Source organism: Propionimicrobium lymphophilum DSM 4903 (genome assembly GCF_000423485.1).
Taxonomy (GTDB): Bacteria; Actinomycetota; Actinomycetes; order Propionibacteriales; family Propionibacteriaceae; genus Propionimicrobium; species Propionimicrobium lymphophilum.
Genome location: NZ_AUIB01000001.1, coordinates 123,377 through 146,311, shown reverse-complemented (window position 1 = coordinate 146,311; position 22,935 = coordinate 123,377). Strand labels below are relative to the sequence as shown.

The following is a 22,935-nucleotide window of genomic DNA, read 5'->3' as shown; positions in this document are numbered from 1 at the left end:
CGTGACTCATGCCGCACCTCCTGCCAAAGATAGTTGCACCCGATCGCCGGCACCAGCCTGCAGCGCCTCACTCACCCGAACGCCAGTGTTGGCGGGCAGCCAGACGACGTCGTCGACCATGCCGTCAACGATCACCGCCGGCGCCCGGTAAGAACCGTGCTCGTTTGAGACGACAACCTGATCGGCTGCCTTTACACCATATTTATTAGCAGTGGCCACTGACATTTTTACGACCGCCTTCGGGGCAGACTCGATCAGGCCGATAGCCCCATCGACCGCACGCGAATCGTCGATCATGTAGTGCCAGACGGCCAACTTCAGCGGGCCGCTACCGCGGTTCTCTATGCTGTCGGCCGCCACCGAGCGGGTCTCGGTGGAAGTCCAATCGGCGATCTCGTCGAAGCTTGCGCGGGCCTGCGCCGGGGAACGGAACCCAAGCTCCGAGCCCATTGCGTCGGCCAGAGCGGCCAGCGAGCGCACATCAGTCATCGGTGTGACGCGCTTGTCGATCACCTGATTGACCGGGTTGAATCGGTGCTCCCAGCTGACGAACGTGCCCGACTGATCTTCAACCAGCGCAACCGGGAAAACCACGTCTGCGCTATCAGTAACGTCGGAGGCCCGCTGCTCAAAGCTGACCACGAATGCCTGCTTGAAAGCCACCTTCGCCAACAGCGGATCGGGCATGTCAGCGGCCTCCAGGCCGGCAGTAACCAGGGCCTTTAGCTCACCGGAGGCGGCCTGCTCAACCATCTGCTTAGCGTCCAAGCCGGGCTCGGCGGGAAGGTTAACTCCCCAAGCCGCCTGCAGATCGACTCGGGCCTGTGCGTCATCGACTAAGCGACCACCTGGCAGCAAGCTCGGCAGGCAGCCGGCCTCGATGGCACCCAACTCACCGGCTCGACGCGGAATCCAGGCCAGGCGGGCTCCCCGCTCCTCGACCTTGGCCAGCTCAGCCATCAAACCGTGTACCTCTCCAGCGCGTTCGCCGGCAAGAACGATAGTGTCGGCGTCCAGCTCGAGACCCGCCAAGGCCGCCGTCTCGTCGCCGGGCGCAGTGGCCACGAGCTGCGCGGAAAGCTTCTTGTTGCCGCGGCTCAGCATCGGGGCAATCGCCACCACCTGCAAGCCCTTCTTGCGCACTGCCTTGCGCAGCCGCAAGAAAACCGGACCGGTGTCTTCCTCTGGTTCGTAGCAGACCAGGACGACCTTCTTAGCATTCTCCAGGTCTGCGTACTGGACGCTTTCTGCGAGCTTTCGTCCCGCCACCTTCGAGGCCAGGAAAGACTCCTCGGCTGGGCCATAAGGCCTGGAACGGAAATCGATGTTGTTAGTGCCGAGCGCTGCGCGAGCGAAACGCGAGTAAGCGTAGGCGTTCTCCAGGGTCAGACGGCCACCGGTCAGCACGCCCACGGCCTCCCCAGCGGACTTCAGACCGGAGACAGCGCGGTCGATGGCATCGGGCCAGCTCGTCGCAACAAGCTTGCCGCCCTCGCGAACCAGTGGCGTGGTCAGGCGGTCGGCCTGATGACCATAGTGGAAGGCGAAGCGGCAGCGGTCAGCCAGCCACTCCTCGTTGATTTCCGGATTGTTGCCGGCCAGCCTGCGCTTCACCTGATAATGCCTGTGGTCGGTTCGCATCTCGCAACCGCCAGCGCAGTGCTCACACGTCGTGGTAGTTGATACCAGGTCGAAGGGGCGGGCCTGGAAGCGGTAGTCGGTGCTGGTCAGCGCGCCAACCGGGCAGATCTGTACGATGTTGCCCGAAAAATAAGACTCGTACGGGTCCGTCTCGTAACTGGAGATCTGCGAAAGCGCGCCACGCTCGGCCAGCGAGAGGAACTCGTCGCCCGAAATCTGTGCCCCAAACCTTGTGCAGCGCTGACAAAGGACGCAGCGCTCGCGGTCGATCACAATCAGCGGCGAAATCTGCACCGGCTTCGGGTATGTGCGCTTGGCACCCTCGTAACGCGACCCCGCCGGCCCATGGCTCATGGCCTGGTTCTGCAGCGGGCACTCGCCGCCCTTGTCACAAATCGGGCAGTCGAGCGGGTGGTTGATGAGCAAGAACTCGAGCATTCCGGTCTGATGCTTGGCCACCTTCTCGCTACCTTCGGCGGTCTCGATGACCATGTTCGGCATGGCGGTCAACGCACAAGCGGGCTGCGGCTTCATCGCGCGGCCATTGCCGGCGTCCGGAACCTCAACCATGCAAGCGCGGCAGCAAGCCACCGGGTCCAGCAGCGGGTGGTCGCAGAAGCGCGGAATGTGAATTCCATTGGCCTCCGCAGCCCTAATCACCAGCGTGCCCTTGGGCACCTCGATGGGCAAACCGTCGATGGTGAAAGTGACTGTTTCCGGCTTGACTTCGGGTTTGACGTCGGTGCTCACTTGGAACCTCCCTCAACCGTGATCTGCTCCCGGCGGTGTTCCGGGAAGTAAACGCTCTTCTCGTAGGGGAACAGCTCCCAGGCTGGCGTGTGGTAGCCGGCCTCGAACTCTGAGCGGAAATGCTTAATGGAGCTGGTGATGTTGGCGACGAAGCCGTCGGCCAGCGTGCAGAAGCTCTTCATCGAGACGTTGTCGCAAACATCGAGCAGCTTGTCGACGTCCCCCTCTTGGCCCTTACCGGCCTCGAGGTTGCGCAGCGTCTGCACCAGCCACCAGCTGCCCTCGCGGCAAGGTGTGCACTTGCCGCAGGATTCGTGCTGATAAAACTCGGTGTAACGCAGGCAAGTGCGAACGACGGAAACAGTCTCGTCGTAAGTCTGCAGCGCCTTCGTGCCGAGGATCGAGCCCTTGGCGACGACGCCCTCGTAGTCCATGACCGTGTCGATGTCGTCGGCGGTCAGGATCGGGGTGGACGAACCGCCCGGCGTGAAGAACTTCAGGTGATGACCGTCGCGAATACCGCCAGCCAACTCGAGCAGCTTGCCGTAGGTGATGCCCATCGGGGCCTCGTACTGGCCCGGGTACTTGACGTGGCCCGAAACCGAGTAGATCGTCGAGCCGGGGCTCTTCTCCGAACCCATCGAACGGTACCAATCGACGCCGTTCTCCAGAATCGCTGGCAGCGAACAAATGGATTCAGCGTTGTTGACCACCGTCGGGCAGGCGTACAGACCCTCGACCGCTGGGAATGGCGGACGCAGCCTCGGCTGGCCGCGGCGCCCCTCCAGAGAATCGAGCAGCGCCGTTTCCTCGCCACAAATGTAAGCGCCGGCACCAGCGTGAATCACGATGTCCAGGTCGTAGCCGGAACCGAAGATGTTCTTGCCCAGGTAGCCGGCCTTGTAGGCCTCGTCAACCGCTGCGCGCATCCGTCGAATTACGTGCGCGACCTCGCCACGGACGTAAGCGAACGCATGGTGGGCGCCGACCGCGCGGCAAGCGATGATGGCACCCTCGATCAGCGTGTGCGGGGTGGCCATCAGCATCGGCATGTCCTTGCAGGTGCCAGGCTCCGACTCGTCGCAGTTAATAACTAAATACTTGGGGTTCGGGTTGTCCTTCGGCAGGAAGCTCCACTTGACGCCCGTCGGGAAGCCAGCACCGCCGCGGCCGCGAAGCCCAGCGTTCTTGACCATCTCGACGACGTCGCCCGGCTCCATCTCCAGAGCCTTGCGGGCACCCGAATAGCCGCCGTTAGCGACGTAGTGATCCAGCTTCCAACTGCCCTCTTCACCCCAGTGCTTAGTGAGAACCGGGGTCAGGGTGTCGACTTTGAGTTCGCTCACTTGGCAGCCTCCTCATCTGCGGGCTTAGCCGCGGCAACCTCCGCGGCACTCGGAGCGCGCCAGCCGTTCTCCTTGGCCAGCTTCACTCCGCGAAGCGAGGCGTCCCCAGCGCTCGGGCCCTCATCGGCCAGACCGTCACAGAAACCGGCGAGCATTCGCTCGTTCTCCTTGAAGGTTGGGATGCGCGGGCCACGAGTGGAATGAACATCCCTGCCGGCACGCAGGTCATCGATGAGCTTGTCGGCCAGCTCCGGGGTCATGGCGTCCATGAACTCCCAGTTGACCATCATCACCGGCGCGAAATCACAAGCCGCGTTGCACTCGACGCGCTCCAAGCTGAACTTGCCGTCCGGGGTGGTCTCGCCTGGCTCAATGCCGAGCTTCTGTTCCATCTGACCGAGCAAGACGTCGCCGCCCATGATCGCGCAAAGCGACGTGGTGCAGACGCCGACGTGATATTCGCCGGCGGGCTTGCGGTGGTACTGGGTGTAGAAGGTGGCCACACCGTTGACCTGGGCCACAGGAATGCCCAGCAGGTCGGCGCAAAGCTCGACGCCGGCAGCCGAAATGTAGCCGTCAACCGACTGAACCAGGTGCAGCATTGGCAGCAACGCCGAACGCGGCTGCGGATAGCGGGCCATGATTGCCTTCATATCAGCAATGGTCGACTCGTCGATGTTGGTTTCGGTGTTGGTGTAATCGATGCGACGTTCGTCGCTGTAGTTCGGGTTGAACTCGTGCGGAAGCGGGAGCTTCACGGATTCGGAACTCAAGACTTCCTCCTTCGGATTTGCGCTCATCGGTCGACACCACCCATAACCGGGTCAATGGAGGCGACGGCCATGATCATGTCGGAGAGCATTCCGCCCTCACACATCAGCGGCAGCGCCTGAACGTGGTGGAACCCTGGGTCACGCATGTGCGAGCGGTAAGGTTTCGTGCCGCCGTCAGAGACGACGTGCATGCCCAGCTCGCCGGACGGGCCTTCGATGGCCACATAAACCTGGCCGGCGGGCACCTTGAAGCCCTGAGTGACCTTCTTGAAGTGGTGAATCAAGGCCTCCATGGACTGCCCCATGATCTCCTTGATGTGCTCGTTCGAGTTGCCCTGGCCGTCCTGGCCGATGGTCAGATCGCTCGGCCAGTGCAGACGCTCGTCCTCGACGCGGAACGGTTCGCCGCGGGTCTCGACCAGCGCGTCGCGAACCTGCTCGATGATGCGAATCGACTGATACATCTCGTCGCAGCGAATCTTGAAACGGCCGTAGGCGTCGCAGGTGTTCTCGTAGCAGACGTCGAAATCGTACTGGTCGTAGGTCAGGTACGACTGCGTCTTGCGCAGATCCCACGGGATGCCAGCGGCGCGCAGCACCGGGCCGGTGGCGCCCATCATGGTGCAGCCGGTCAAGTCGAGATAGCCAGCGCCTTGCAGACGCGCCTTGAAGATCGGGTTGCCCAGCGTGTAATCGGCGATCTCGTGAAGATTGTTCTTCATGTCGACGATCAGCTGATCGAGCAGCTCGATGCCGTCGTCGGGAAGATCCGCCTGAACTCCGCCCGGACGGATGTATGCGTTGTTCATGCGAAGGCCCGTGGTGGCCTCGACGAACTCCAGAATGCGCTCCCTCTCGCGAAGGCCGACCTCCTGCGGGCTAGTTGCACCCAGCTCCAAACAGTTAGCGCCAGTGGCGGTCAGGTGGTTCGCGATGCGGTTGATCTCGAGCTGCAGAACACGCAGGTCCTGGCCGCGACGCGGAATCTTGTCGTCAATGCCCAGCAGCTTGTCCACGGCCATCGAGTAGACGGCCTCATTGTGGATGCCGGACACGTAGTTCATGCGGGTGACGAACGCGCTGCCCTGCGTCCAGGTGCGGTACTCCATGTTCTTCTCGATGCCTGTGTGCAGGAATCCGATTCCCGGGCGCATCGACTGAATGGTCTCGCCGTCCAGCTCCATCACAAAACGCATAACGCCGTGCGTCGACGGGTGAACCGGACCGACGTTAACGACGATAATCTCGTCGGCACGCTCCGACTGAGAGGCGATGACGTCGTCCCAATCGTGGCCGTTCACATAGTAAGTGGCGTCGCCGGTGGCCTCCCCGGGAGCCGCGTAGATGTCTTCGTTCATTTCACTCATGCCTGGTAGCTCCTGCGCTCATTCGGTGGCGGAACAACGGCGCCCTTGTATTCGATCGGGATGCCGCCCAGCGGGTAATCCTTGCGCTGCGGGTGGCCCACCCAGTCGTCCGGCATCAGGATGCGAGTCAGGCCGGGGTGGCCGTCGAAGACGATGCCGAACATGTCGTAGGTTTCGCGCTCGTCGTAGTCGGCCATCGGGTAGACCGGCACGAGCGAATCGACGTGCGGATTGTCCTCGGGTAGCTCCACCTCGAGACCGATCCGACGGTTGTGGGTCATGGACAGTAGGTGGTAGACCACGTGCAGCTCGCGGCCCTTCAGGCCCGGGTAGTGCGCGCCGGACAGGTTCATGATGACCTCGAAGCGCAGCTGCGGGTCGTCGCGCAACAGCTTGGCCAGCTCGGTGAGCTTCGACGGATCCACGACAAACACGATCTGGTCACGCCAAACGCTGACGCGGGTTGCGAAGTTCGGCACCAGCTCCGCCATGCGGTTAGCGACGTCGTCGAACCAGCCACCGAACGGCGGGGTGACGCAGGCACCACCCAGTTCGACGCGGCGAACCAGGCCGTTGAAGCCGCTGGTGTCGCCGGACTGGCCGGAACCATCACCATATGCGCCCTTGCGAACCTCCAAAAGATTGTCTGTAACAGGACCGCTGGCCACGAACAGCTCGCGAAGGTGCGGGTGGGTGGCGTAAATGGCCTGTTCTTCTTGACTCAGCTGCGCGATTTCGTTCTCGGCCGCTGGATTCTGGTCGGCGGTCATCGCATCAAGCCCTTCTGCTCAATCAGCGCCGGCGCGACCAGCGCAGCTGCCTCGTTATCGGCGATCTCCTTCTCGCGATGCGCGCCCATCTTCGCCTTGTAGACCTCGCTGTTGCGCAGCTTGAAGATGGCGTCAATCAGCATGTCGGGACGCGGCGGGCAGCCGGGAATGTAAATGTCAACCGGAATGATGTGGTCGACGCCCTGCACCACCGCGTAGTTGTTGAACATGCCGCCCGAACTGGCGCAGACACCCATCGCGATTGACCACTTGGGGTTGGGCATCTGATCCCACATCTGGCGAACTACCGGAGCCAGCTTCTGCGGGACGCGCCCAGCCACGATCATGAGGTCGGCCTGACGCGGCGACGCACGGAAGACCTCCATGCCCCATCTGGCACCGTCGTGACGCGGGCCGCCGAACTGCATCATCTCAATTGCGCAGCAGGCCAGGCCCATGGTGAGCGGCCAGAAGGAGGTTTTGCGCATCCATCCGGCGATGGTTTCGACTGTGGTCAGAGCCACGCCAGCGGGGATTTTATCTTCCCAACCCATGTTTACCTCTCTGCTCGACTAGTCCCAGTCCAGGCCACGACGGCGCCAGACGTAGAGATAAGCGACGAAAACTACGGCGACGAACAAGATCATCTCGATAATCGCAAATAGCCCGAGCTTGTCGAAGGACACAGCCCAGGGGTAGAGGAAGACGATCTCGATGTCGAAAATAATGAACAGCATGGCGGTCACGTAGTACTTAACCGAGAACCTTGCGCCGCCGGACGGTTGCGGGGTCGGCTCAAGACCGCACTCGAAAGAATCGTATTTGGTGAGGTTGTAGCGGGCAGGACCAACCTTCGTCGACAAGTAGATCATGACTACGACAAACAAAGTGGCCAGCACAACCATGCCTACAATGGGGATGTATGGACTCATCGACCATCCTTTCATCTACCCTGCCCGGCATCTACCGGGAGAAACCCCTTCGGGTCAGCTTCATTGCATCCAACTCAAAGGGCACAACGGTTCAATAGTACGCCTGTGGTCATATTATTTCACCAGCGAAACAAGACTGTAGCCGCAATTTAGATGTTTCTCGGCAAGCTGCAGTAATATCTTAGGCAACCCTAAGTTGATACATTTGCCACAACCAAAGGGCAGTTGTGTTGGCATTCAGAAACCTAAACACCCGACCATCGCCAGAAACAATGGGAACCGAAAAGTCCGTACTCGAGCTTTTCTGCACCCGCTAATAATTCTCTAGTTAGCGGGAACCAAAAGGTTCGACTACGAGCTTTTTGGTTACCGCTGTTTTTCGGTGACGTGGTGGTTGGCCTGGTTGTGTTTTGTCGGTTGTGGGATTCGGGTCTTTGCGTCACTGGCAACGTGTCATCCGAATTATTGCGTCAAAAAGGGCTCGACTACGAGCCAAATCTGCCGCGATAATGCGGAAACTGCTTAGGCGCTGGGCACGGCTTTATCTAGGAATGTGAGAAGCTTGTCGGCCCAGTTTCCGCCGCGGTCGACGGTCAGGTTGGCGAGCATCTTGTGCACGAGCTTCATCAGCGCGGGCCGAGGCAGGCCGTATTTGACGCACAGGTGCATGATTTTGGGTTCGCCGATCAGCCTGGCGAAGATCGTCCCGAGCCTGAAGTGCCCACCGACGTGGTCGGCCATGAGCTGCGGGTATCGACGAAGCGCCAACTCGGCATTATCGGTGCCGACGCCTCGTCCGAATGCCTCGACGATGCAGCCGGCGGCGATCTCGGCGGCCTCCATCGCGTAGTCGATACCTTCACCGTTGAACGGGCTAACCATGCCACCGGCGTCGCCGACTAACAGAACGCCGTCGCGGTAGTGCGGCTTGCGGTTGAACGCCATCGGCAGGCCGGCGCCCTTGATCTCGCAGAGCTGGTTGTCCTCGCTAAAGCCCCACTCCGGGTCGGTGCTGGCCAGCCATTTGCCCATCAACTCTTTGTAGTTGGTGTTACCGAAGGCGGGAGACGAGTTGAGCATGCCCAGGCCGACGTTGCAGACGCCGTCGCCCGCGGGGAAGATCCAGCCGTAGCCGGGCAGCAGGCTAGAGTGGCCTGGTTTGCCGTCCCATAGCTCGAGGTGGCTGATCATCCAGTCGGATTCGGCGAGCGGCGACTTGTAGTAGGCGCGAACCGCCACGCCCATCGGTCGCTTCGGGTTACGCTTGATGCCCATGCGGGTGGCCAGCTTCGCGGAGATACCGTCCGCGCCCACGACGATCGGGGCGCGCAGCTCGTGGCCGTTGGCTTTGACACCAACAACCCGCCCGTCCTTGTCGTAGATGGGCCCGTCGACGCGGGATTCCGTCATCAGCCTGGCACCGTAAGAGACGGCGAGGCCGGCGAGCATGTCGTCGAAGACCTCCCGCCGGCAGACCATTCCGTAGTTCGGAAAGCTGGAAAGCTCGGGCCAAGGCATGTCGAATGGCTCTGGACGCCCGCCGTAGACGCGCAGGCCAACGTTATGAGTCCAGCCGGCTTCTTCACTGGTGTCGACGCCGAGCCTGTTCAGCATTCGAACCGCGCGCGGGGTTAGGCCGTCGCCACAGATCTTGTCGCGGGGGAACTTGGACTTCTCCACCAACAGCACGTCGATGCCGTATCGTGCCAGGAATGCAGCGGTGGCGGAACCGGCGGGGCCTGCGCCCACGACGATGACCTGCGCGCTCATATCGGCGCTAACCTGCTCGGCTCCAAGCTTCGATGCCCTTGGCCCTGAGATGTGCTCGCTCATCTTCGCCATCCTTAAAGCTATATAAAGAGTCTTTCCAACCTTAGCTAAACGCTACCCGAATCGACGACAGCAACTTGGTGCACACAGACAGCCCCATTTGACTAGGAGATATACATAAACGGATCATCGACTTTTTCGTAATCTGTTGATTTTTCGCGAGTTTTCACTACTGTTCAGTAGGTGCTTGTTAATCCTGCTTCATCAAGGCTTCACGCTTCAACCATTCAGATCAAGGATCCGGGCAAGCTACGAAAGTTTCTTAGCCCGAACGGGATGTATTTCGGGCGTGGACAAAACTGCTTCGTCACAAACGGCGAGATAACCAGAATCGAAACGGACTCAATGCAAGAGGCCGAAGACTGGTGGAACACGCTGCGCGACAAGATCGAGAACGAGACCGAGATGCCAGGCGCGTTCGGCATCGGCCCCCTGGCGATCGGCTCTTTCGTATTCGACCCTGCGGCAACCAAGCAGAAGTCGGTTCTAATTGTTCCCGAGACCATCGTCGGTCACCGTGACGGCATCTTCTGGCTCACTAAGATCGGCTTCGACCGGGTGACGCCTACTCTGCCTCCCGTCCAGGACCCGCCGGAGCCAGCGAAGAATTTGCGCTTCGAGCAGGGCCCTCTGAGCGACTACCAGTGGATGATGGAGGTCAAGCTGGCCCGCGCGTTCATCCGCTCCGGGGACGCGCAAAAGATTGTGCTTGCGCGCAAGACTTACGCCCACAGCGACGAGCCTTTCGACCCCCGCTGGGCGCTGCTAAAACTGGCCGGTAACTATGCCAGCTGCTGGAACTACATGGTTGACGGCCTGGTGGGTGCGACCCCTGAGATGCTCGTCATGCGTAGCAACGGGCTGACCATTTCCCGCATTTTGGCCGGCACCATCCCGGCACTCGAGGACATCTCCGACGAAAACCAGGCTGCGAGACTGATCAGCTCTAGCAAGGATCTGCACGAGCATGAGCTCGCCGTCGAATCCGTTGTTCGCCAGTTGAAGCCGTACTTCCAGGGCATGCACGTGCCCTCGGCGCCCTACGTTCTACGTCTGCCGAACGTGCTACACCTTGCAAGCGACATCGGCGGCGTAACCTACCCCGAGTACAACGTTCTTTCGCTGGCCAGGGCCGCGCACCCAACCGCCGCGGTCTGTGGCACCCCGACGGATGTCGCCCGCGAATACATCGCCGCTAACGAGCGCATGGATCGCGGCCGCTACGCCGGACCCGTCGGCTGGATCGACACTCAGGGCGACGGCGAATGGGCGCTCGCGCTGCGCTGTGGCCAGGTGGACGACGAGGACCCGACGAAGATGCACCTGTATGCAGGCGGCGGCATCATGGCCGATTCTCGCCCGCACAGCGAACTTGTCGAGACGGAGAGCAAGCTAAACCCGATCAAATCGGCTCTGCGCGAGAACATCTAGTTTCAACACCCATTGATAAGCACGCTAAAAGGCCCGCTGCTTGGCGGGCCTTTTGCTTTGTTAGCTCGGTTTTTACTTCTCCCCGATGGTGTAGCCCCTCGGCGTTCCGGGCTTGCGTCCGGACCTGGAAATGACCTTGCGTTCGGCCGTCGAATTCGCCTTGGCCTCCTCCAGCTCCTTCTTAGCCTCTGCCTGGCGCTCCATCATCTCCTGGGTGTTCATTCCTCCCGAGCGCGCGATGAAGTATGCGATCACCAAAATGACGACGCTGATCCACGGGCTGAGTCCGAAGACCAGGGGCAGGACGGTGACGGCCACGATGTCGAAGCCGCGCAACAGGTTTACGATCATGCCCGTCGGTAGTGCGCCCATGCCGGTGGCAAGCATCGGCGCGGAGTAGTCCGGCGGCCTAGCGCTCACCCAGCGGATCGCGGCAACGTAGCCGGTGCCCGCAGTGATCAGGGCGAGCAGGAACGAGTGCGCGATGGACTGCGCGCTGACCGTCTCGGCAGACAGCAGGAAGGCGGGCATGACCATTACTGCCCAGCCGAACGCCAACACCGCGGGGACGACGGTGGCCGAGCTACGCAGCTCGCTGTCACCGATCGGGAATGCCCTCGCCAGGCCCTTGGTGCGGGTTAGCACGCGCAGCGAATCGAAGAACGGGATCATCACGAAAAGCATCATCAGCGCCGAGATCAACACGCCGAAGACACCCATGCCCAGCGCCTCGGTGGCGTAGGGAATGACCGCGGAAACCAGCAAAACGATCAGGTTTATCGGGTTGCGCAACAGACGCTGGGTGTCGCGCCAGACGACAGCATGGGTGCCGATGCCCTTGCCGCGCTTGGGCTTGACGTGGCCGCGCGCCAGGTATTTACGTTCAACCAAGATGTCGCGCATCAGCGAGAAGTCCAGCGCGAACGCGGCGCCCTGCATGCCCGATAGCAGATCGCCGCCGCTGACCAGACGGGCCCTGCGCAAACGGTTTAACCTGCCGAACGCGATCACCACGAAGATCACCAGCACAACGGCGGCAACCCCAAGCATGGCGTACGACGACGAGAGGCTCGTCTCCGGGTCCAGCGGCATGGCGATCCAGCCGACAGAAACCGCGATCACGGCAAGCAGCACGACGGTCGAAACGGCGCCCAGCAGACCCTGAACCAGGCTGAACAAAATAGCGGAATCCCTGCCCTGCTGGGAGGCGGCGAACGCCGTCGCTGCGGTGGCGCCGAGCCCGGCCGCCACACCCCAGATGGCAGCGGATAGCAGCGACAGGCCGAGCAGCACGCAGATGAGCAGCGTCAAAGCGCCGGCGGCAAAGAACGACAGCGCGAGCACGCCGACCAGACGCTTGCGCAGAATACGGCTGCGTCGAATCGGAGCGTCGAGCAGCCAAGACCCCTCGGCCGCAGACGCGACCACCGGGCCGAAAACCTTTGAAAGGCTGATGGCCAGCAGCGTCATGGCGCATACCAGCAGCCAAGGAAACAGCGACTTCGCCGTGTTACAGCCGGTGGTCGTGCAGCCGGCCGCTGTGTTCTGAGCCTCCATGATTCCGCCGACCAGCATCGCGCCGATGACCAGAACCGCGAATACGACGTTGTAGCCATTGGTGATGGCGTCCCAGATGCTTCGGGTCGCCCTACCCTTGCGCCAGTCGCGCATCAGCAGCATCAGCGAACGCTCGTCGGCGACGCCAACCTCGTAGTCCTCGACATCCTCGAAACTGCCCGGCTCGTACTCGGCGATGGCTGCTGCCCTAGCGGCCTCAATCTCCGCTGCGGACGGCTGGACGATCGCGGGCTGCTTTGCAGGCTTAGCCTGCGGCCTCCTCCTGCGACGTTTACTCACAGCGCATCGTCCTCCACCAGAGACTCACTGACCTGCGCGTCCGAACCGACACGAACCAGGCGCGCACCGACGGCCTCGACGAGGCTTGGCTCGTGGCTAGCCATGACGACCGCAAGGCCCTTGGAAACCTCATGCTTCAAACGTTGGCCGAGCCAGGCGACGCCCTCGACATCCAGACGCTGCTCCGGCTCGTCGAGAACCAGCAGCTTTTTGGGACGGACAAACGCGGTGGCGAGCGCCAACCTGCGACGCTGGCCGCTAGACAACGTGCCCGGCAACTGGCTGGACTGCGGGACGAGGTTGACCTCCTCCAGCACGGAATCCACCAGATCGTCCGGGTCCTCCAGCCCGTGGGCCCTGGCCAGGAGGTCCAGGTGTTCCACCACCGAGAGGTCCGGGAAGAAGTCCAGATCGTCAACGACGGTGGCGACGTCTTGGCGGAACTGCGCGTCCGCCTCGTTCACCTTGTTACCGAAGAGCTCCACTCGCCCGTCGCTGGGACGGTCGGCGCCGATCAGGCAACGCAGAATCGTCGACTTGCCCGAACCGTTGCGGCCGGTCAGGGCAACCGCCTCGCCGGAGTGAACTTTCAGGTTGAAACCGTCGACGATGATGTGATCGCCGTACTTCTTTGTTAGGTCGGTGACTTTCAACACCAATTCTCGCTTGGCCATGTGCCTATTCTTGCCCCAATCACCAAACCTGCCAACACCGATAGCACCGGGTGCAAAAGATCTGAGCGTTTGAGCAGGTACAAGGAAATAATTTGTGGCAACCTTTATAGAGTGTCAACCCGAGCAGATCTAGGTAAGAAGACGGCAGAAGTAGCCGCGATGTTCGACGGCGTAGCCCGGCGCTACGACCTGATGAATGATCTGATGAGCTTTGGCCAAGTCAGGCGCTGGCGTCGCGAGACGGTCAAGGCCATTGACCCCAACTCGTCGCATCTGGTGTTAGACCTAGCCGGCGGCACGGGCATGTCGTCGCAAGCGATCCGCAACAAGGGCGCCGAGGTGCTACCCACAGATATTTCGCTGGGCATGCTTTCAGAGGGCAAGCGCCGCTTCCCCGAGGTAACATTCGTGGCCGGCAACGCACTTCAGCTGCCCTACAAAGACGATTCTTTCGACGCCGTCACCATCAGCTACGGCCTGCGAAACGTGCAAGACACAGCTGCGGCGCTCAAAGAGATGCTGCGCGTCACCAAACCCGGCGGTCGAGTGGTTATCGCCGAGTTCTCCACGCCAACCTGGAAGCCCTTCCGCATGCTTTACCACTGGTACCTGTCCAGCGTGATGCCAGCGCTGGAGCGGTTCAGCAGCAACGACGTCGCATACGACTACCTGGTGGAATCCATCATCAACTGGCCGGATCAACAGGGGCTGACCAAGCTGATGCGCGAGGCAGGCTGGGCCGACGTGCAGTGGAAGAACCTGACCGGCGGCATCGTCGCCCTGCACCGCGGTTGGAAACTTTGATTCACCAAGACGAAAACTTCATGCTCCCACCCCGGGCCGCTGGCAGCTGCCCGGTGAAGGTGCAGAACGAGTACGACCCGAACACGCCCCTGCCTGGTGAGGACGTGGAGGCTCCCGGGCGCGCAGACCCGAAGATGCTCGAGATGATCCGCAAAAACGCCCAGGAATTCAAGACCGCGGTGCTAGACGTCCTTGCCCTACAAAAGGACGTTGCGGACCTGCGCAACCTGACGATGACCAACCACGCCCTACGCCTGCAGGCGACGAAGCTAGCAGCCGAATCCGGCCAGCAGATCATCATCACGCCCGAGCTGCCCTACGACGAAGAAGATCACCGCATGGGCAGCCCCGACATGCTGGTGCGCTGCGTCGACCAAGAGGACGGCAAACCCAGGTATGCGCCTGCGATCGTCCGCAACCACCGGGTGCTCGAGCGCAACGACAACCCCAGACCCACCCGCATCAACTACCTGTCTGAGCCGGGCGTCAAGAACATCGTGCTGGCGCCGGGCGCCCAGTTCCGCTACAACCGCGAGGCCGATCTGCTCGAGCTGGCGCACTATTGGCGGATGATAGAGAAGCTCGGCTGGGCTGGCCTGCCGATGGGCGGCGTGGTCGGCAGCGACCGCTTCGTCGAAAAGGGTGGCAGCCTGAGGCTGCAAGGAAACCACAGTTGGACCACCATGAACGGGCTTGTCATTTCGTGGGCCAGCCTCGACACGCAGAAGATCCGCACCTTCTCCAGAAGGCCGTATCCAAGGTTCCGCTACCACACCGCGCTGTCTCGCTACGAACACGAATTCAATTTCCGAACCAAGGTTGCGAAGTCAGCGATGACAGGCAAGCGAATGGTGTCACCGATCGTCATCGAGGAATGTGAGACATGCAGGTGGTGGCCGGTCTGCGCCCAGCAACAGCCGAAGGCAGACCTGAGCCTGCGCATCGAGAAGGCTCCGCTGGACGCCCGCGAGGTCAGCACGCTGCGCGCGCTTGGCATCAACACCATCGAAGATCTGGCAAACGCCAGCGAAGTGGTGTTGCGCGACGAATACTTGCCCAACGTGCAGCACCGTCCCCACCCAGACGAGCGGCTAAGGCGGGCACGAAAACGCGCCAAGATGATGATGACGGGTGTGGAGCTGGAGCGCACTTCGGAGGGGCCGATCGAACTACCGCACAGCCGCTACGAGCTAGACCTGGATATCGAATCAAACATCGAAGACAAAATCTACCTTTGGGGCATCCTGGTGACCGATCGCAAGGCGCCAAAGCCGCAGAGCCACTACGTCAGTTTCGCGTCCTTCGAAAATATGACGGACGCGTCCGAGGCGAAACTCGCCGCAGAGGCGCTGACCTGGCTGTACGACTTCCTGATGGCACACCCCGGCTCGTTCGTCTACCACTACTCCGACTACGAGCGCACCCACATCAAGAGAGTTGCCAAGCGCATCGACGACCCGAAGGTCAAAAAGCTGGTTCGCATCATGCGCAATCGCTTCTTCGACCTGTTCGCGGTGATGAACAAAAACTTTTTCGGCGCGCACGGCCTCGGCCTGAAGGCGGTGGCCACCGGGCCCGTCGGCTTCCACTGGCGCGACGAAAGCCCCAGCGGGTTGAACTCGCAGAGTTGGTTCGACATGGCAGTGAGCGCAGCCGACGTAAAAACCCGCGAGCACTACCGGGTGCGCCTGCTGGAATACAACGAAGACGACACCCGCGCCACGCTCGCGCTACGCGACTGGCTAAACGAGAACTACGGGGACTCTTACGAGGTAGAGGCGGGAAAAGCTAAGCAACCGGAGGCATAGCCGCCACGACGACGCTCAAGCCATCGATCGGCTTGGAAAGCGCGCTATTCAACCCGTCTAAGGTAGCCACTTTTTGCGCGTCGACGCCGTAGCCACGAGCGATCTCAGCGAGATCGTGGCCGTGGGGCATCCCGAATGCCTGGGTGAAGTCGTCGGCGAACTCGGCCGCGCCCACCTCGAGAGAACGGAAGATGGCGCCGCCGTCGTCGTCTAGAACTACGACGCGCAAGTCTGGCTGGGGCTGGCCCGCCGGGATCAGCAGGGCGCCAGCGTCGTAGAGGAAGGTCAGATCACCCATGAGCGCACTCGTCGGCTTTCCGGAAGCTAGCGCGATGCCCGCTGCGGTTGCGATTGCACCGTCGATACCGGCCAGACCGCGGTTAGCGTAGCAAGTTCCTTTGGGCCAATTGGCGCAGTTATCCGCGTAGCGGATCGAGTTTGACGACCCGAAGAAGATGTTCTGGCCCGCGTGGCTCAAAAATTGTGCGACCGCGGAAGTGCCGCTTAACTCGCGTTCGGGCTGTGGCTCGGGGCTCTGCCAGCTGCACAGCCAATCGGACTTATCCGGCTCGACGCGAACCGCGTCGACTACGCCGGTGACTGTCAGGCCAGGATCTGGCCAATCGGCGAACTGCCCCACCGCGATCACCTGATCTGCGCTGGAAAGTAACTTCGCAACCGACCTTGAAAGCGTGGGGTGACCGTAAACGAGCACCCGATTGATCTCGTCGATGCGGCCTGAGGCCAACTGCGGAACATAGTTCCAAATAGCATTTGAGCTATGCCTGGCGTTACTGCTCGGTTCCGCTAGCAACGGCAGGCATGCTTTTTCAGCGACCTGTGCGGCCGCGGCTCCGACGTCGGCAGAGGCATCGGCGGCAAGCACCACCGTGCCGGGCACGTACTCGAGATCCTCGAGATGGGGATCGCGCGAGGCAGGCAGTGAAAAATCTGCGCTGGCGACGAGCGCTGCCAGGCCGGGGCCCTCCTCCGGCGTCAAAGGCGTGTCGAGGCCAAGATTAATCTGCACCGGCCCAGGGCGGCAGGTGCGCAGCCCGAGCCCGGCAACCACGGCTCGACGCGTCTGGCTGGCCCAGGCGGCAGGAGAATCGTCGTTGGAATAGAGATTGGCGGTGTGCACGCAGTGCGCGCCGAAGATTCCCGACTGGCTGGTGGTCTGGTTGCTGCGCGAAGCCTGCAGGGTGGCCGGTCGATCGGCCGAGATCACGATCAGGCAGACCCCGCTGGCGTGGGCCTCCATGACAGCAGGCAGCAGATTACCCACCGCGCTGCCGGAGGTAACGACGAGCGCGCAAGCACCCGTCACCTTCGCCACACCGAGCCCCAGAAAGCCCGCAGCCCGCTCATCCATGCGTCTGTGCAGGTTGACCAGCCCCTCGCGGGCGCAGCGCACGAGCGTCAGAGAAAGAGGTGTGTTACGCGAGCCCGGGCAGAGCACGAAATCGCGCACTCCTGACGCGATCAAGTTGGCCAGGACGTGTTGGCTGAGCCCCCAGGAACTCACGCTTGCTCCTTAATCCGTTCGCGGCAGCGCTGCAGGCGATCCTTCCACCACCGAGCCCTAGGCTTGGGGGCGGCGAACTCTTCCAGTAGCTCATCCGTGGGCGTCGGGGTCTCTCCCAACACAAGCTCGCCGTCCTTGGCGATCAGAGGGTTCCGGACGACGTCACCGGTGAACAGCCGAACAGTATTGATGCCACAGGCAAGCGGCGCATCGGGCAGTTCGCAAGCCGCTTTCAGGCTGGCGTGAATACCGACGGAAGTCTCGAGCGCAGAACTAATTACCACCTTGCGCGGAGCCAGCTGCTCGGCCAGCTCCAGAACTTTGGCGGTGCCGCCCAGCGGCTGCACCTTCAACACGACAACATCAGCCGCGTCCAGGGCGGCTACCCGAAGCGGGTCCTCGGCTCGGCGGATCGACTCGTCCGCCGCAATCGACACAGCTAAGCCACTCTTTGCCAGCTCCTTGCGTAGCCGAGCTAGATCCTCGACGCTCGCGCAGGGCTGCTCGGCATATTCGAGCCCCACCTCGCCCAGGATCTCCAGCGCTTCAAAGGCCTCTTCGAGACTCCAAGAACCATTGGCATCAACCCTGACATGGCCCTGCGGCCCGATCGCCTGGCGGACCGCCCGGACGCGCTCGGCGTCCTCGGTAAGGCTAGACAAACCGGCTACCTTGACCTTCGCGGTCTTGCACCCGGAAGTGGTGACCAGCTCGTACGCCGTATCCGGGCTCACCTCGGGAATCGTCACGTTAACGCTCACCCGATCGCGAACCGGGGTGCGGTTCTCGGTCAGTTGATCTAAAGTTCCGCGCAGCCAGCGGGCTGCAATTTCGTCGTCGTATTCGACGAACGGGCTCCATTCGGCCCACTTGCCATCGGCCTCGATAAGCACGCCCTCGCGAACGTTGATGCCCCGGAAGGTGTTGCGTAACGGAATTGAAAAAACGTGGACGCGCAACTATATCACCATCGCGATCAGCACGCCGATGAAGACGCCAGCACCGGCGGTCAGCTCGGCGACGCTCGTCCTCTTGAGCACCTTCACTAACTCCATGCCGGTCGTTCCCGCCATTATCTGACGGCAGGCAGGCAGCAGAATGCCAGGAATGAATAGCCCGATGAGGGCCCACGGCGAGGTGGCGGCAACCACGACTCCCAGCGCGACCAGCGCGAAAATCACCAGAGCAACGTAGAAGAGCCTCGAGCCGCGATCCCCCAGGCGCACGGAAAGCGTGATCTTGCCGGATTGCGCGTCGCGCGGCAGATCGCGCACGTTATTACAAACCAGCACCGCGCAGGCCAACAGCCCCATGACCACAGAGCCGGCCCAGGCGGCAGCGGGCACCGACCCAACCTGCGTGTAGGTGGTTCCCGCTGTTGCCACCAGCCCGAAGAAGATGAAGACGAAAACCTCGCCCAGGCCCATGTAGCCGTAGGGATGTTTGCCGCCCGTGTAGAACCATGCTGCCAGCACGCAGGCGACACCGACCGCCAGCAGCCACCAGGCACCGCTCAGAGCCACCAGCACCAGGCCGGCGACGCAGGCGAAAAGATAACAGTAGATTGCGGCGCGCAGCACCTGTTTGGGTGTCGCAGCTCCAGAGCCGATCAGCCGCTGCGGGCCGACACGCACCTCGTCGGTGCCACGCACTCCGTCGGAATAATCGTTGGAGAAATTCACTGCCACCTGCAGCGCCAGCGCAACCAGCGCGGCGAGCACAGTGCGAAGCCACGAAAGGTGCCCGACGCTAGCCGCAACAGCCGCACCCATCAGCACGGGAGCCACCGACGCAGGCAGCGTGCGTAGCCTGGCGCCCTCGATCCATTCAGCAGCAGTAGCCAACGTTCCCTCCAAAAATCAACTGCTTAAGATCATGCCACTTCGCACTGACAAAATTAATTTGCCCGCTCACGGAGGGCCGCAAAGTCCACCTTGCCCGATGAAGTCCGGGACAGCGCGCCGGCGAGCACCTGCTTGGGCAGCGCGGCCTTCTGCAGCCGCCCGGAGAGCTCCTGACGCCACCAATCGATCGGCCGGGCGGCCTCATCGGCGATGAGGATTTTTGTTCCCCACTCGTCGTCGGGCACCCCAAATAGAACCGCTGGCTGGGCACTCAGCTCGTCCACAACGGCTTGTGCCGCGGCGAGGTCCACATTCACTCCCCCGCTTATTACGACGTCATCGAAGCGCCCCAATAGTTCCAATTGCCCATCGACGAAACGCCCACGATCGTTCGTGGTGACTATGTTCCCCTCGAGCACTTGCGCGGTCAGCTCCGGCAGCCCGCGATAACGGCTGAACGCGCTCGGCGTCTTCAGCCGCACCCGTCCTTCGTCGATCAACACCTCGACCCCGGGGAGCGGACGCCCATCGTAGACCATGCCCCCACAGGTCTCAGACATGCCGTACGTGCGGGTTACAGTGATGCCTAAATCAGCTGCAGCCTCAAGGGTCTGGGCGCGAAGCGCGGCGCCGCCGACCAGCACCTGTTCGTAGCGGGCAAGGGTCTCGGCCACCCGTGCGTCACGGATCGCCCGCTCCAGTTGAGTCGGAACGATGGAGATGGCGTTCGGGAAGTTAGGGTCCGGAGCCAGATCGGATAGGTCCTTCGATGCGAATCGGACCCCTCCCCCTCCGTGCTCGCGGTCGGCCAGCCCCCGAACCAAAACCATCAAACCGGCGACGTAGCTGGTTGGCAGCACACACGTCCAGGTGAACGAACCGAGCGCCTTTCGGGTGGCCTCTGCCGAGACCAGCAGCGCTGCGGCGCTCAACTCAACGCCCTTCGGCGTGCCCGTGCTGCCCGAGGTGGTGACCACCACCGCGATATCGTCGTCGATGGGTTCGTCGAGCAACAGCGCTTCCGGCGGGGTTTGCCCGGCAGCCAGCGGGGCCAGCGAGGCTTCCCCCGCCAGCGCATCGGGCAGTCGGGTTAATAGTTGGTCGGCAGCGGTGACTTCAAGCACACACTTCATCTTAGGTTGGTGGCGATAGTGTTGCGCGGGTCGATAGACTATCTGCATGGCCCGAGTAATTTTGCTGATTGCAGTCGTGGCGTTGACCATCTACTGCACCGTCGAGGTAGCGCAAGCACCCGCTGGCAAAGTTCGCGTCATGCCCAAATGGCTTTGGGCCGTGTTCGTCATCATGGCGCCCGTCCTGGGCCCATTCTGCTGGCTATTCTTCGGTCGCCCTCGCTACGGCCACCCCCCGTCGAACAGAGGTCCGCGCTACGGCGCCCCGGACGACGATCCAGATTTTCTGAGAAGCCTATAAATCAATCAACAATCGAGGTGAGCGATGCGCAAGATGTTCAGCTCGCTTGCGATCATAAACTACCGAATCTGGTTCACCGGTTCGTTGGCCAGCAACATCGGTAACTGGATGGTTAGGACCGCGCAGTCTTGGTTAGTGCTGGTCATCCTCACGGACAATTCGGCGGCCGCGTTGGGCTTTTTGACCGCCGTCACTTTCATCCCGAACCTGATTCTTAACCAATTCGGTGGAGCAGCGGCCGATCGCTTCGACAAACGAAAGCTGCTGCTAGTCATGCAGGTGGAGGGCGCTATTTCGACGGCGTTGGTTGGCACACTAGTGGTGACCGGCAACGCGCAGCTTTGGATGATCTACCTGATTGCCTTCATAGACGGCATCACCATTACTTTCGACAACCCGGCCAGGCAATCGATGGTCAGCGAGATCGTCCCCAGCCATCAGCTAGCCAATGCCATCGCACTTAACTCAACGTCGTTCAACTCCGCCCGTCTGATTGGCCCAGGCATCGCTGGCTTGCTGATCGCCATCGTGGGCACCGGACAGGTGTTCTTCATCGGCACCGCCAGCTACGTCTGCATGTTCATCTGCCTACTGCTTTTGGACGCCAAGAAGATGACGCCAGCGAAGGCTCAGCAGGCAGACAGAGGCATCATCGCGGGTCTGCGCTACGTGCGTCGCCGCCCGGACATCATCGTCGTGCTGGCCTGCGGCTTCGCGATCGGCGGCCTGGGCTTCAACTTCCAAATCTCCAACGCCGTCATGTCAACCGCGCTTTACGGCAAGGGCGCCGGAGAATTCGGGGCGCTCGGCTCAATCATGGGCGCGGGCGCGCTCATCGCAGCGCTGGCTGCGGCCCGAAGGGGGCGCGGCAGGCTCCGATACGTGCTGATCGGCATGGCCGGCTACACCGTCTTCTCGGCACTGGCCGCGATCAAAACCAGCTACCTGATCTTCGCGCTGCTGCAGGCGCCGATCGGGTTGTTCACCATCACCGCGCTGGTGACGGGCAACACGCTCGTCCAGACCGCGTCATCGCCAGTGATGCGAGGGCGCATGCTGGCGCTGTGGAACCTGATGATCATGGGCGTCGCTCCGCTGGTCTCCCCGTTAGTCGGCTGGCTCGGCGACGCGCTCGGCCCGGAATGGACGATCTGGTTTGGCGTCATCTGCGTCGGCTTGGCCACCCTCGCGATCACCGCGCTCGTGATGCACAAAGACCAGCTGCGTTTCGTCCTCGACCACACCCGCCGCTGGCCGACGGTCAGGCTGCTCCGCAATGGCGGCCCCAGCAACGACGTCGACGAACCGAAGGACCGCTAAGGAGTGCGAACTGGGCTCCAAGCCGGCGTATCGGCGTGCGCTTTGGCCTAGTTGGCTTTAGTATTTGATATTGAATATGCGAAAGGATCGCCGCGATGACAGATAATAACCAGGGACACCGCTACGAACACCTGTTTGACGCCAAAGTTGTAGATCAAAACAACGACCGAATCGGTAAGGTCGAGCAGGTCTACCTTGACGACAACACTGGCCTGCCAACCTGGGTGACGGTGAAGACCGGAATCTTCGGTTCCAAGGAAACTTTCGTTCCGCTAGAACGCGCGATCATCAGTCCAGACGAGATCCAGGTTCCCTACGAAAAAAGCTTCGTGGAGGACGCCCCGAACGACGATCCTGACCGTCACCTGGATTCCGCCAAAGAGGCCGAGCTTTACGGCTACTACGGCTTCGATGTCCAGACCAAGACCGACGACGAGATTCTGCCTGCCAGCCAGCCCTGGACCGTGAGCGGTCAGGCGGGCGACGGCGTCGACCCGGAGGATTACGGCCCAAGCTTCGCAGGCCCGCAGCGCGGATTACCCGACGAGGAAGAGGTAGATGAGGCCCCGAGCCAGGTGCAGCCATGGAAGGCTCCGATCGACAGGTCGCGACGCGGTTTCGTCCCGTCTCCGGTGCTGGCTTTAGGCCCGTACGAGGTTTCCGAGGACGCCCGCGAGGAGGCCGCCAAGCAGGCCCGCCCCGAGGACGAGCGAGTGTTCCTGGCTTCCCCAGTGCCCACCGAGGGCCCGTACGGCAAGAACCCTGCCGACGAGCTGTGGGAAAAGTTCAACCAGTCCTAAGTTTTTAGCTGGCTAAAACCCGGCAGAGG

General features: G+C 61.8%; 20 protein-coding genes. 6 read left to right on the top strand and 14 right to left on the bottom strand.

Annotated elements, in window-relative coordinates; all coding sequences use genetic code 11:
• Nucleotides 1–6: 6 nt before the first annotated feature.
• From G556_RS0100635 to G556_RS0100600, 8 genes are all read right to left on the bottom strand, one after another.
• Nucleotides 7–2,391 (bottom strand): NADH-quinone oxidoreductase subunit G, encoded by a 2,385-nt coding sequence (locus tag G556_RS0100635; protein WP_028821387.1) that lies wholly within the window; start codon nt 2,389–2,391, stop codon nt 7–9.
• Nucleotides 2,388–3,737, bottom strand: a complete 1,350-nt coding sequence (gene nuoF / locus G556_RS0100630; protein WP_028821386.1) for an NADH-quinone oxidoreductase subunit NuoF — start codon at nt 3,735–3,737, stop codon at nt 2,388–2,390. The genes G556_RS0100635 and nuoF overlap by 4 nt, the downstream gene beginning before the upstream one ends.
• Nucleotides 3,734–4,537: an NADH-quinone oxidoreductase subunit NuoE gene (nuoE, locus tag G556_RS0100625; protein WP_051176504.1), complete on the bottom strand. Its 804-nt coding sequence runs from the start codon at nt 4,535–4,537 to the stop codon at nt 3,734–3,736. Before nuoE ends, nuoF begins: the two co-directional genes overlap by 4 nt.
• Nucleotides 4,534–5,877: an NADH-quinone oxidoreductase subunit D gene (locus G556_RS0100620; RefSeq protein ID WP_155941702.1), complete on the bottom strand. Its 1,344-nt coding sequence runs from the start codon at nt 5,875–5,877 to the stop codon at nt 4,534–4,536. Before G556_RS0100620 ends, nuoE begins: the two co-directional genes overlap by 4 nt.
• Nucleotides 5,874–6,647: an NADH-quinone oxidoreductase subunit C gene (locus G556_RS0100615; protein WP_016456811.1), complete on the bottom strand. Its 774-nt coding sequence runs from the start codon at nt 6,645–6,647 to the stop codon at nt 5,874–5,876. The genes G556_RS0100620 and G556_RS0100615 overlap by 4 nt, the downstream gene beginning before the upstream one ends.
• Complete coding sequence (locus G556_RS0100610) at nt 6,644–7,201, bottom strand: NADH-quinone oxidoreductase subunit B (RefSeq protein WP_016456812.1); 558 nt, start codon at nt 7,199–7,201, stop codon at nt 6,644–6,646. Before G556_RS0100610 ends, G556_RS0100615 begins: the two co-directional genes overlap by 4 nt.
• A gap of 18 nt (nt 7,202–7,219) precedes the next feature.
• A complete protein-coding gene (locus G556_RS0100605; protein ID WP_028821383.1) occupies nt 7,220–7,579 on the bottom strand; it encodes an NADH-quinone oxidoreductase subunit A in 360 nt (119 codons plus the stop codon).
• A 522-nt stretch (nt 7,580–8,101) separates the two neighbouring features.
• Nucleotides 8,102–9,412 carry a geranylgeranyl reductase family protein gene (locus tag G556_RS0100600; RefSeq protein WP_051176569.1) on the bottom strand — a complete coding sequence of 437 codons (1,311 nt, stop codon included), beginning with the start codon at nt 9,410–9,412 and terminating at the stop codon, nt 8,102–8,104.
• A 180-nt stretch (nt 9,413–9,592) separates the two neighbouring features.
• Between G556_RS0100600 and G556_RS0100595 the strand changes: the two genes are divergently transcribed.
• Nucleotides 9,593–10,840, top strand: a complete 1,248-nt coding sequence (locus tag G556_RS0100595; protein WP_028821381.1) for an isochorismate synthase — start codon at nt 9,593–9,595, stop codon at nt 10,838–10,840.
• A 72-nt stretch (nt 10,841–10,912) separates the two neighbouring features.
• Here the strand turns inward: G556_RS0100595 and G556_RS09680 are convergent, their stop codons facing one another.
• Both G556_RS09680 and G556_RS0100585 read right to left on the bottom strand, forming a co-directional pair.
• Nucleotides 10,913–12,697, bottom strand: coding sequence for a DUF6297 family protein (locus G556_RS09680; RefSeq protein ID WP_051176503.1), 1,785 nt, complete (start codon nt 12,695–12,697; stop codon nt 10,913–10,915).
• Nucleotides 12,694–13,371: an ABC transporter ATP-binding protein gene (locus G556_RS0100585; protein WP_028821380.1), complete on the bottom strand. Its 678-nt coding sequence runs from the start codon at nt 13,369–13,371 to the stop codon at nt 12,694–12,696. Before G556_RS0100585 ends, G556_RS09680 begins: the two co-directional genes overlap by 4 nt.
• Before the next feature lie 69 nt (nt 13,372–13,440).
• Between G556_RS0100585 and G556_RS0100580 the strand changes: the two genes are divergently transcribed.
• Together G556_RS0100580 and G556_RS0100575 are read left to right on the top strand one after the other, a co-directional pair.
• The gene (locus tag G556_RS0100580; protein ID WP_267878588.1) at nt 13,441–14,175 is read left to right on the top strand and encodes a demethylmenaquinone methyltransferase; all 735 of its coding nucleotides are present in this window, start codon (nt 13,441–13,443) and stop codon (nt 14,173–14,175) included.
• Between the two features lie 20 nt (nt 14,176–14,195).
• A complete protein-coding gene (locus tag G556_RS0100575) occupies nt 14,196–15,983 on the top strand; it encodes a TM0106 family RecB-like putative nuclease (RefSeq protein ID WP_036915324.1) in 1,788 nt (595 codons plus the stop codon).
• On the opposite strand, the gene menD is transcribed toward G556_RS0100575, so the two are convergent.
• From menD to G556_RS0100555, 4 genes are read right to left on the bottom strand one after another with little or no spacing between them, the layout of a single operon-like run.
• The gene (menD, locus tag G556_RS09675; protein ID WP_081675457.1) at nt 15,964–17,508 is read right to left on the bottom strand and encodes a 2-succinyl-5-enolpyruvyl-6-hydroxy-3-cyclohexene-1-carboxylic-acid synthase; all 1,545 of its coding nucleotides are present in this window, start codon (nt 17,506–17,508) and stop codon (nt 15,964–15,966) included. The genes G556_RS0100575 and menD overlap by 20 nt on opposite strands.
• Nucleotides 17,505–18,467 carry an o-succinylbenzoate synthase gene (locus G556_RS0100565; protein WP_028821377.1) on the bottom strand — a complete coding sequence of 321 codons (963 nt, stop codon included), beginning with the start codon at nt 18,465–18,467 and terminating at the stop codon, nt 17,505–17,507. Before G556_RS0100565 ends, menD begins: the two co-directional genes overlap by 4 nt.
• The gene (locus G556_RS0100560; RefSeq protein WP_028821376.1) at nt 18,468–19,352 is read right to left on the bottom strand and encodes a 1,4-dihydroxy-2-naphthoate polyprenyltransferase; all 885 of its coding nucleotides are present in this window, start codon (nt 19,350–19,352) and stop codon (nt 18,468–18,470) included. It lies immediately after the preceding gene.
• A 53-nt stretch (nt 19,353–19,405) separates the two neighbouring features.
• The gene (locus tag G556_RS0100555; RefSeq protein ID WP_028821375.1) at nt 19,406–20,476 is read right to left on the bottom strand and encodes an AMP-binding protein; all 1,071 of its coding nucleotides are present in this window, start codon (nt 20,474–20,476) and stop codon (nt 19,406–19,408) included.
• 55 nt (nt 20,477–20,531) lie between these two features.
• Between G556_RS0100555 and G556_RS0100550 the strand changes: the two genes are divergently transcribed.
• The 3 genes from G556_RS0100550 (at nt 20,532) to G556_RS10875 (ending at nt 22,906) form a co-directional block, all read left to right on the top strand.
• A complete protein-coding gene (locus G556_RS0100550; protein WP_016456824.1) occupies nt 20,532–20,786 on the top strand; it encodes a PLD nuclease N-terminal domain-containing protein in 255 nt (84 codons plus the stop codon).
• Nucleotides 20,787–20,810: 24 nt separating this feature from the next.
• Nucleotides 20,811–22,106: an MFS transporter gene (locus G556_RS09670; RefSeq protein ID WP_051176500.1), complete on the top strand. Its 1,296-nt coding sequence runs from the start codon at nt 20,811–20,813 to the stop codon at nt 22,104–22,106.
• Nucleotides 22,107–22,201: 95 nt separating this feature from the next.
• Nucleotides 22,202–22,906, top strand: coding sequence for a PRC-barrel domain-containing protein (locus tag G556_RS10875; RefSeq protein ID WP_051176499.1), 705 nt, complete (start codon nt 22,202–22,204; stop codon nt 22,904–22,906).
• The last annotated feature ends 29 nt before the right edge of the window (nt 22,907–22,935 follow it).

What these genes read in the sequence shown, in the direction of transcription:
- nuoE (WP_051176504.1), bottom strand. Translation starts at nt 4,537, where the DNA reads ATGAGCGCAAATCCGAAGGAGGAAGTCTTGAGTTCCGAATCCGTGAAG.
- G556_RS0100620 (WP_155941702.1), bottom strand. Translation starts at nt 5,877, where the DNA reads ATGAGTGAAATGAACGAAGACATCTACGCGGCTCCCGGGGAGGCCACC.
- G556_RS0100615 (WP_016456811.1), bottom strand. Translation starts at nt 6,647, where the DNA reads ATGACCGCCGACCAGAATCCAGCGGCCGAGAACGAAATCGCGCAGCTG.
- G556_RS0100610 (WP_016456812.1), bottom strand. Translation starts at nt 7,201, where the DNA reads ATGGGTTGGGAAGATAAAATCCCCGCTGGCGTGGCTCTGACCACAGTC.
- G556_RS0100605 (WP_028821383.1), bottom strand. Translation starts at nt 7,579, where the DNA reads ATGAGTCCATACATCCCCATTGTAGGCATGGTTGTGCTGGCCACTTTG.
- G556_RS0100600 (WP_051176569.1), bottom strand. Translation starts at nt 9,412, where the DNA reads ATGAGCGAGCACATCTCAGGGCCAAGGGCATCGAAGCTTGGAGCCGAG.
- G556_RS0100585 (WP_028821380.1), bottom strand. Translation starts at nt 13,371, where the DNA reads ATGGCCAAGCGAGAATTGGTGTTGAAAGTCACCGACCTAACAAAGAAG.
- G556_RS0100575 (WP_036915324.1), top strand. Translation starts at nt 14,196, where the DNA reads ATGCTCCCACCCCGGGCCGCTGGCAGCTGCCCGGTGAAGGTGCAGAAC.
- G556_RS0100550 (WP_016456824.1), top strand. Translation starts at nt 20,532, where the DNA reads ATGGCCCGAGTAATTTTGCTGATTGCAGTCGTGGCGTTGACCATCTAC.
- G556_RS09670 (WP_051176500.1), top strand. Translation starts at nt 20,811, where the DNA reads ATGCGCAAGATGTTCAGCTCGCTTGCGATCATAAACTACCGAATCTGG.
- G556_RS10875 (WP_051176499.1), top strand. Translation starts at nt 22,202, where the DNA reads ATGACAGATAATAACCAGGGACACCGCTACGAACACCTGTTTGACGCC.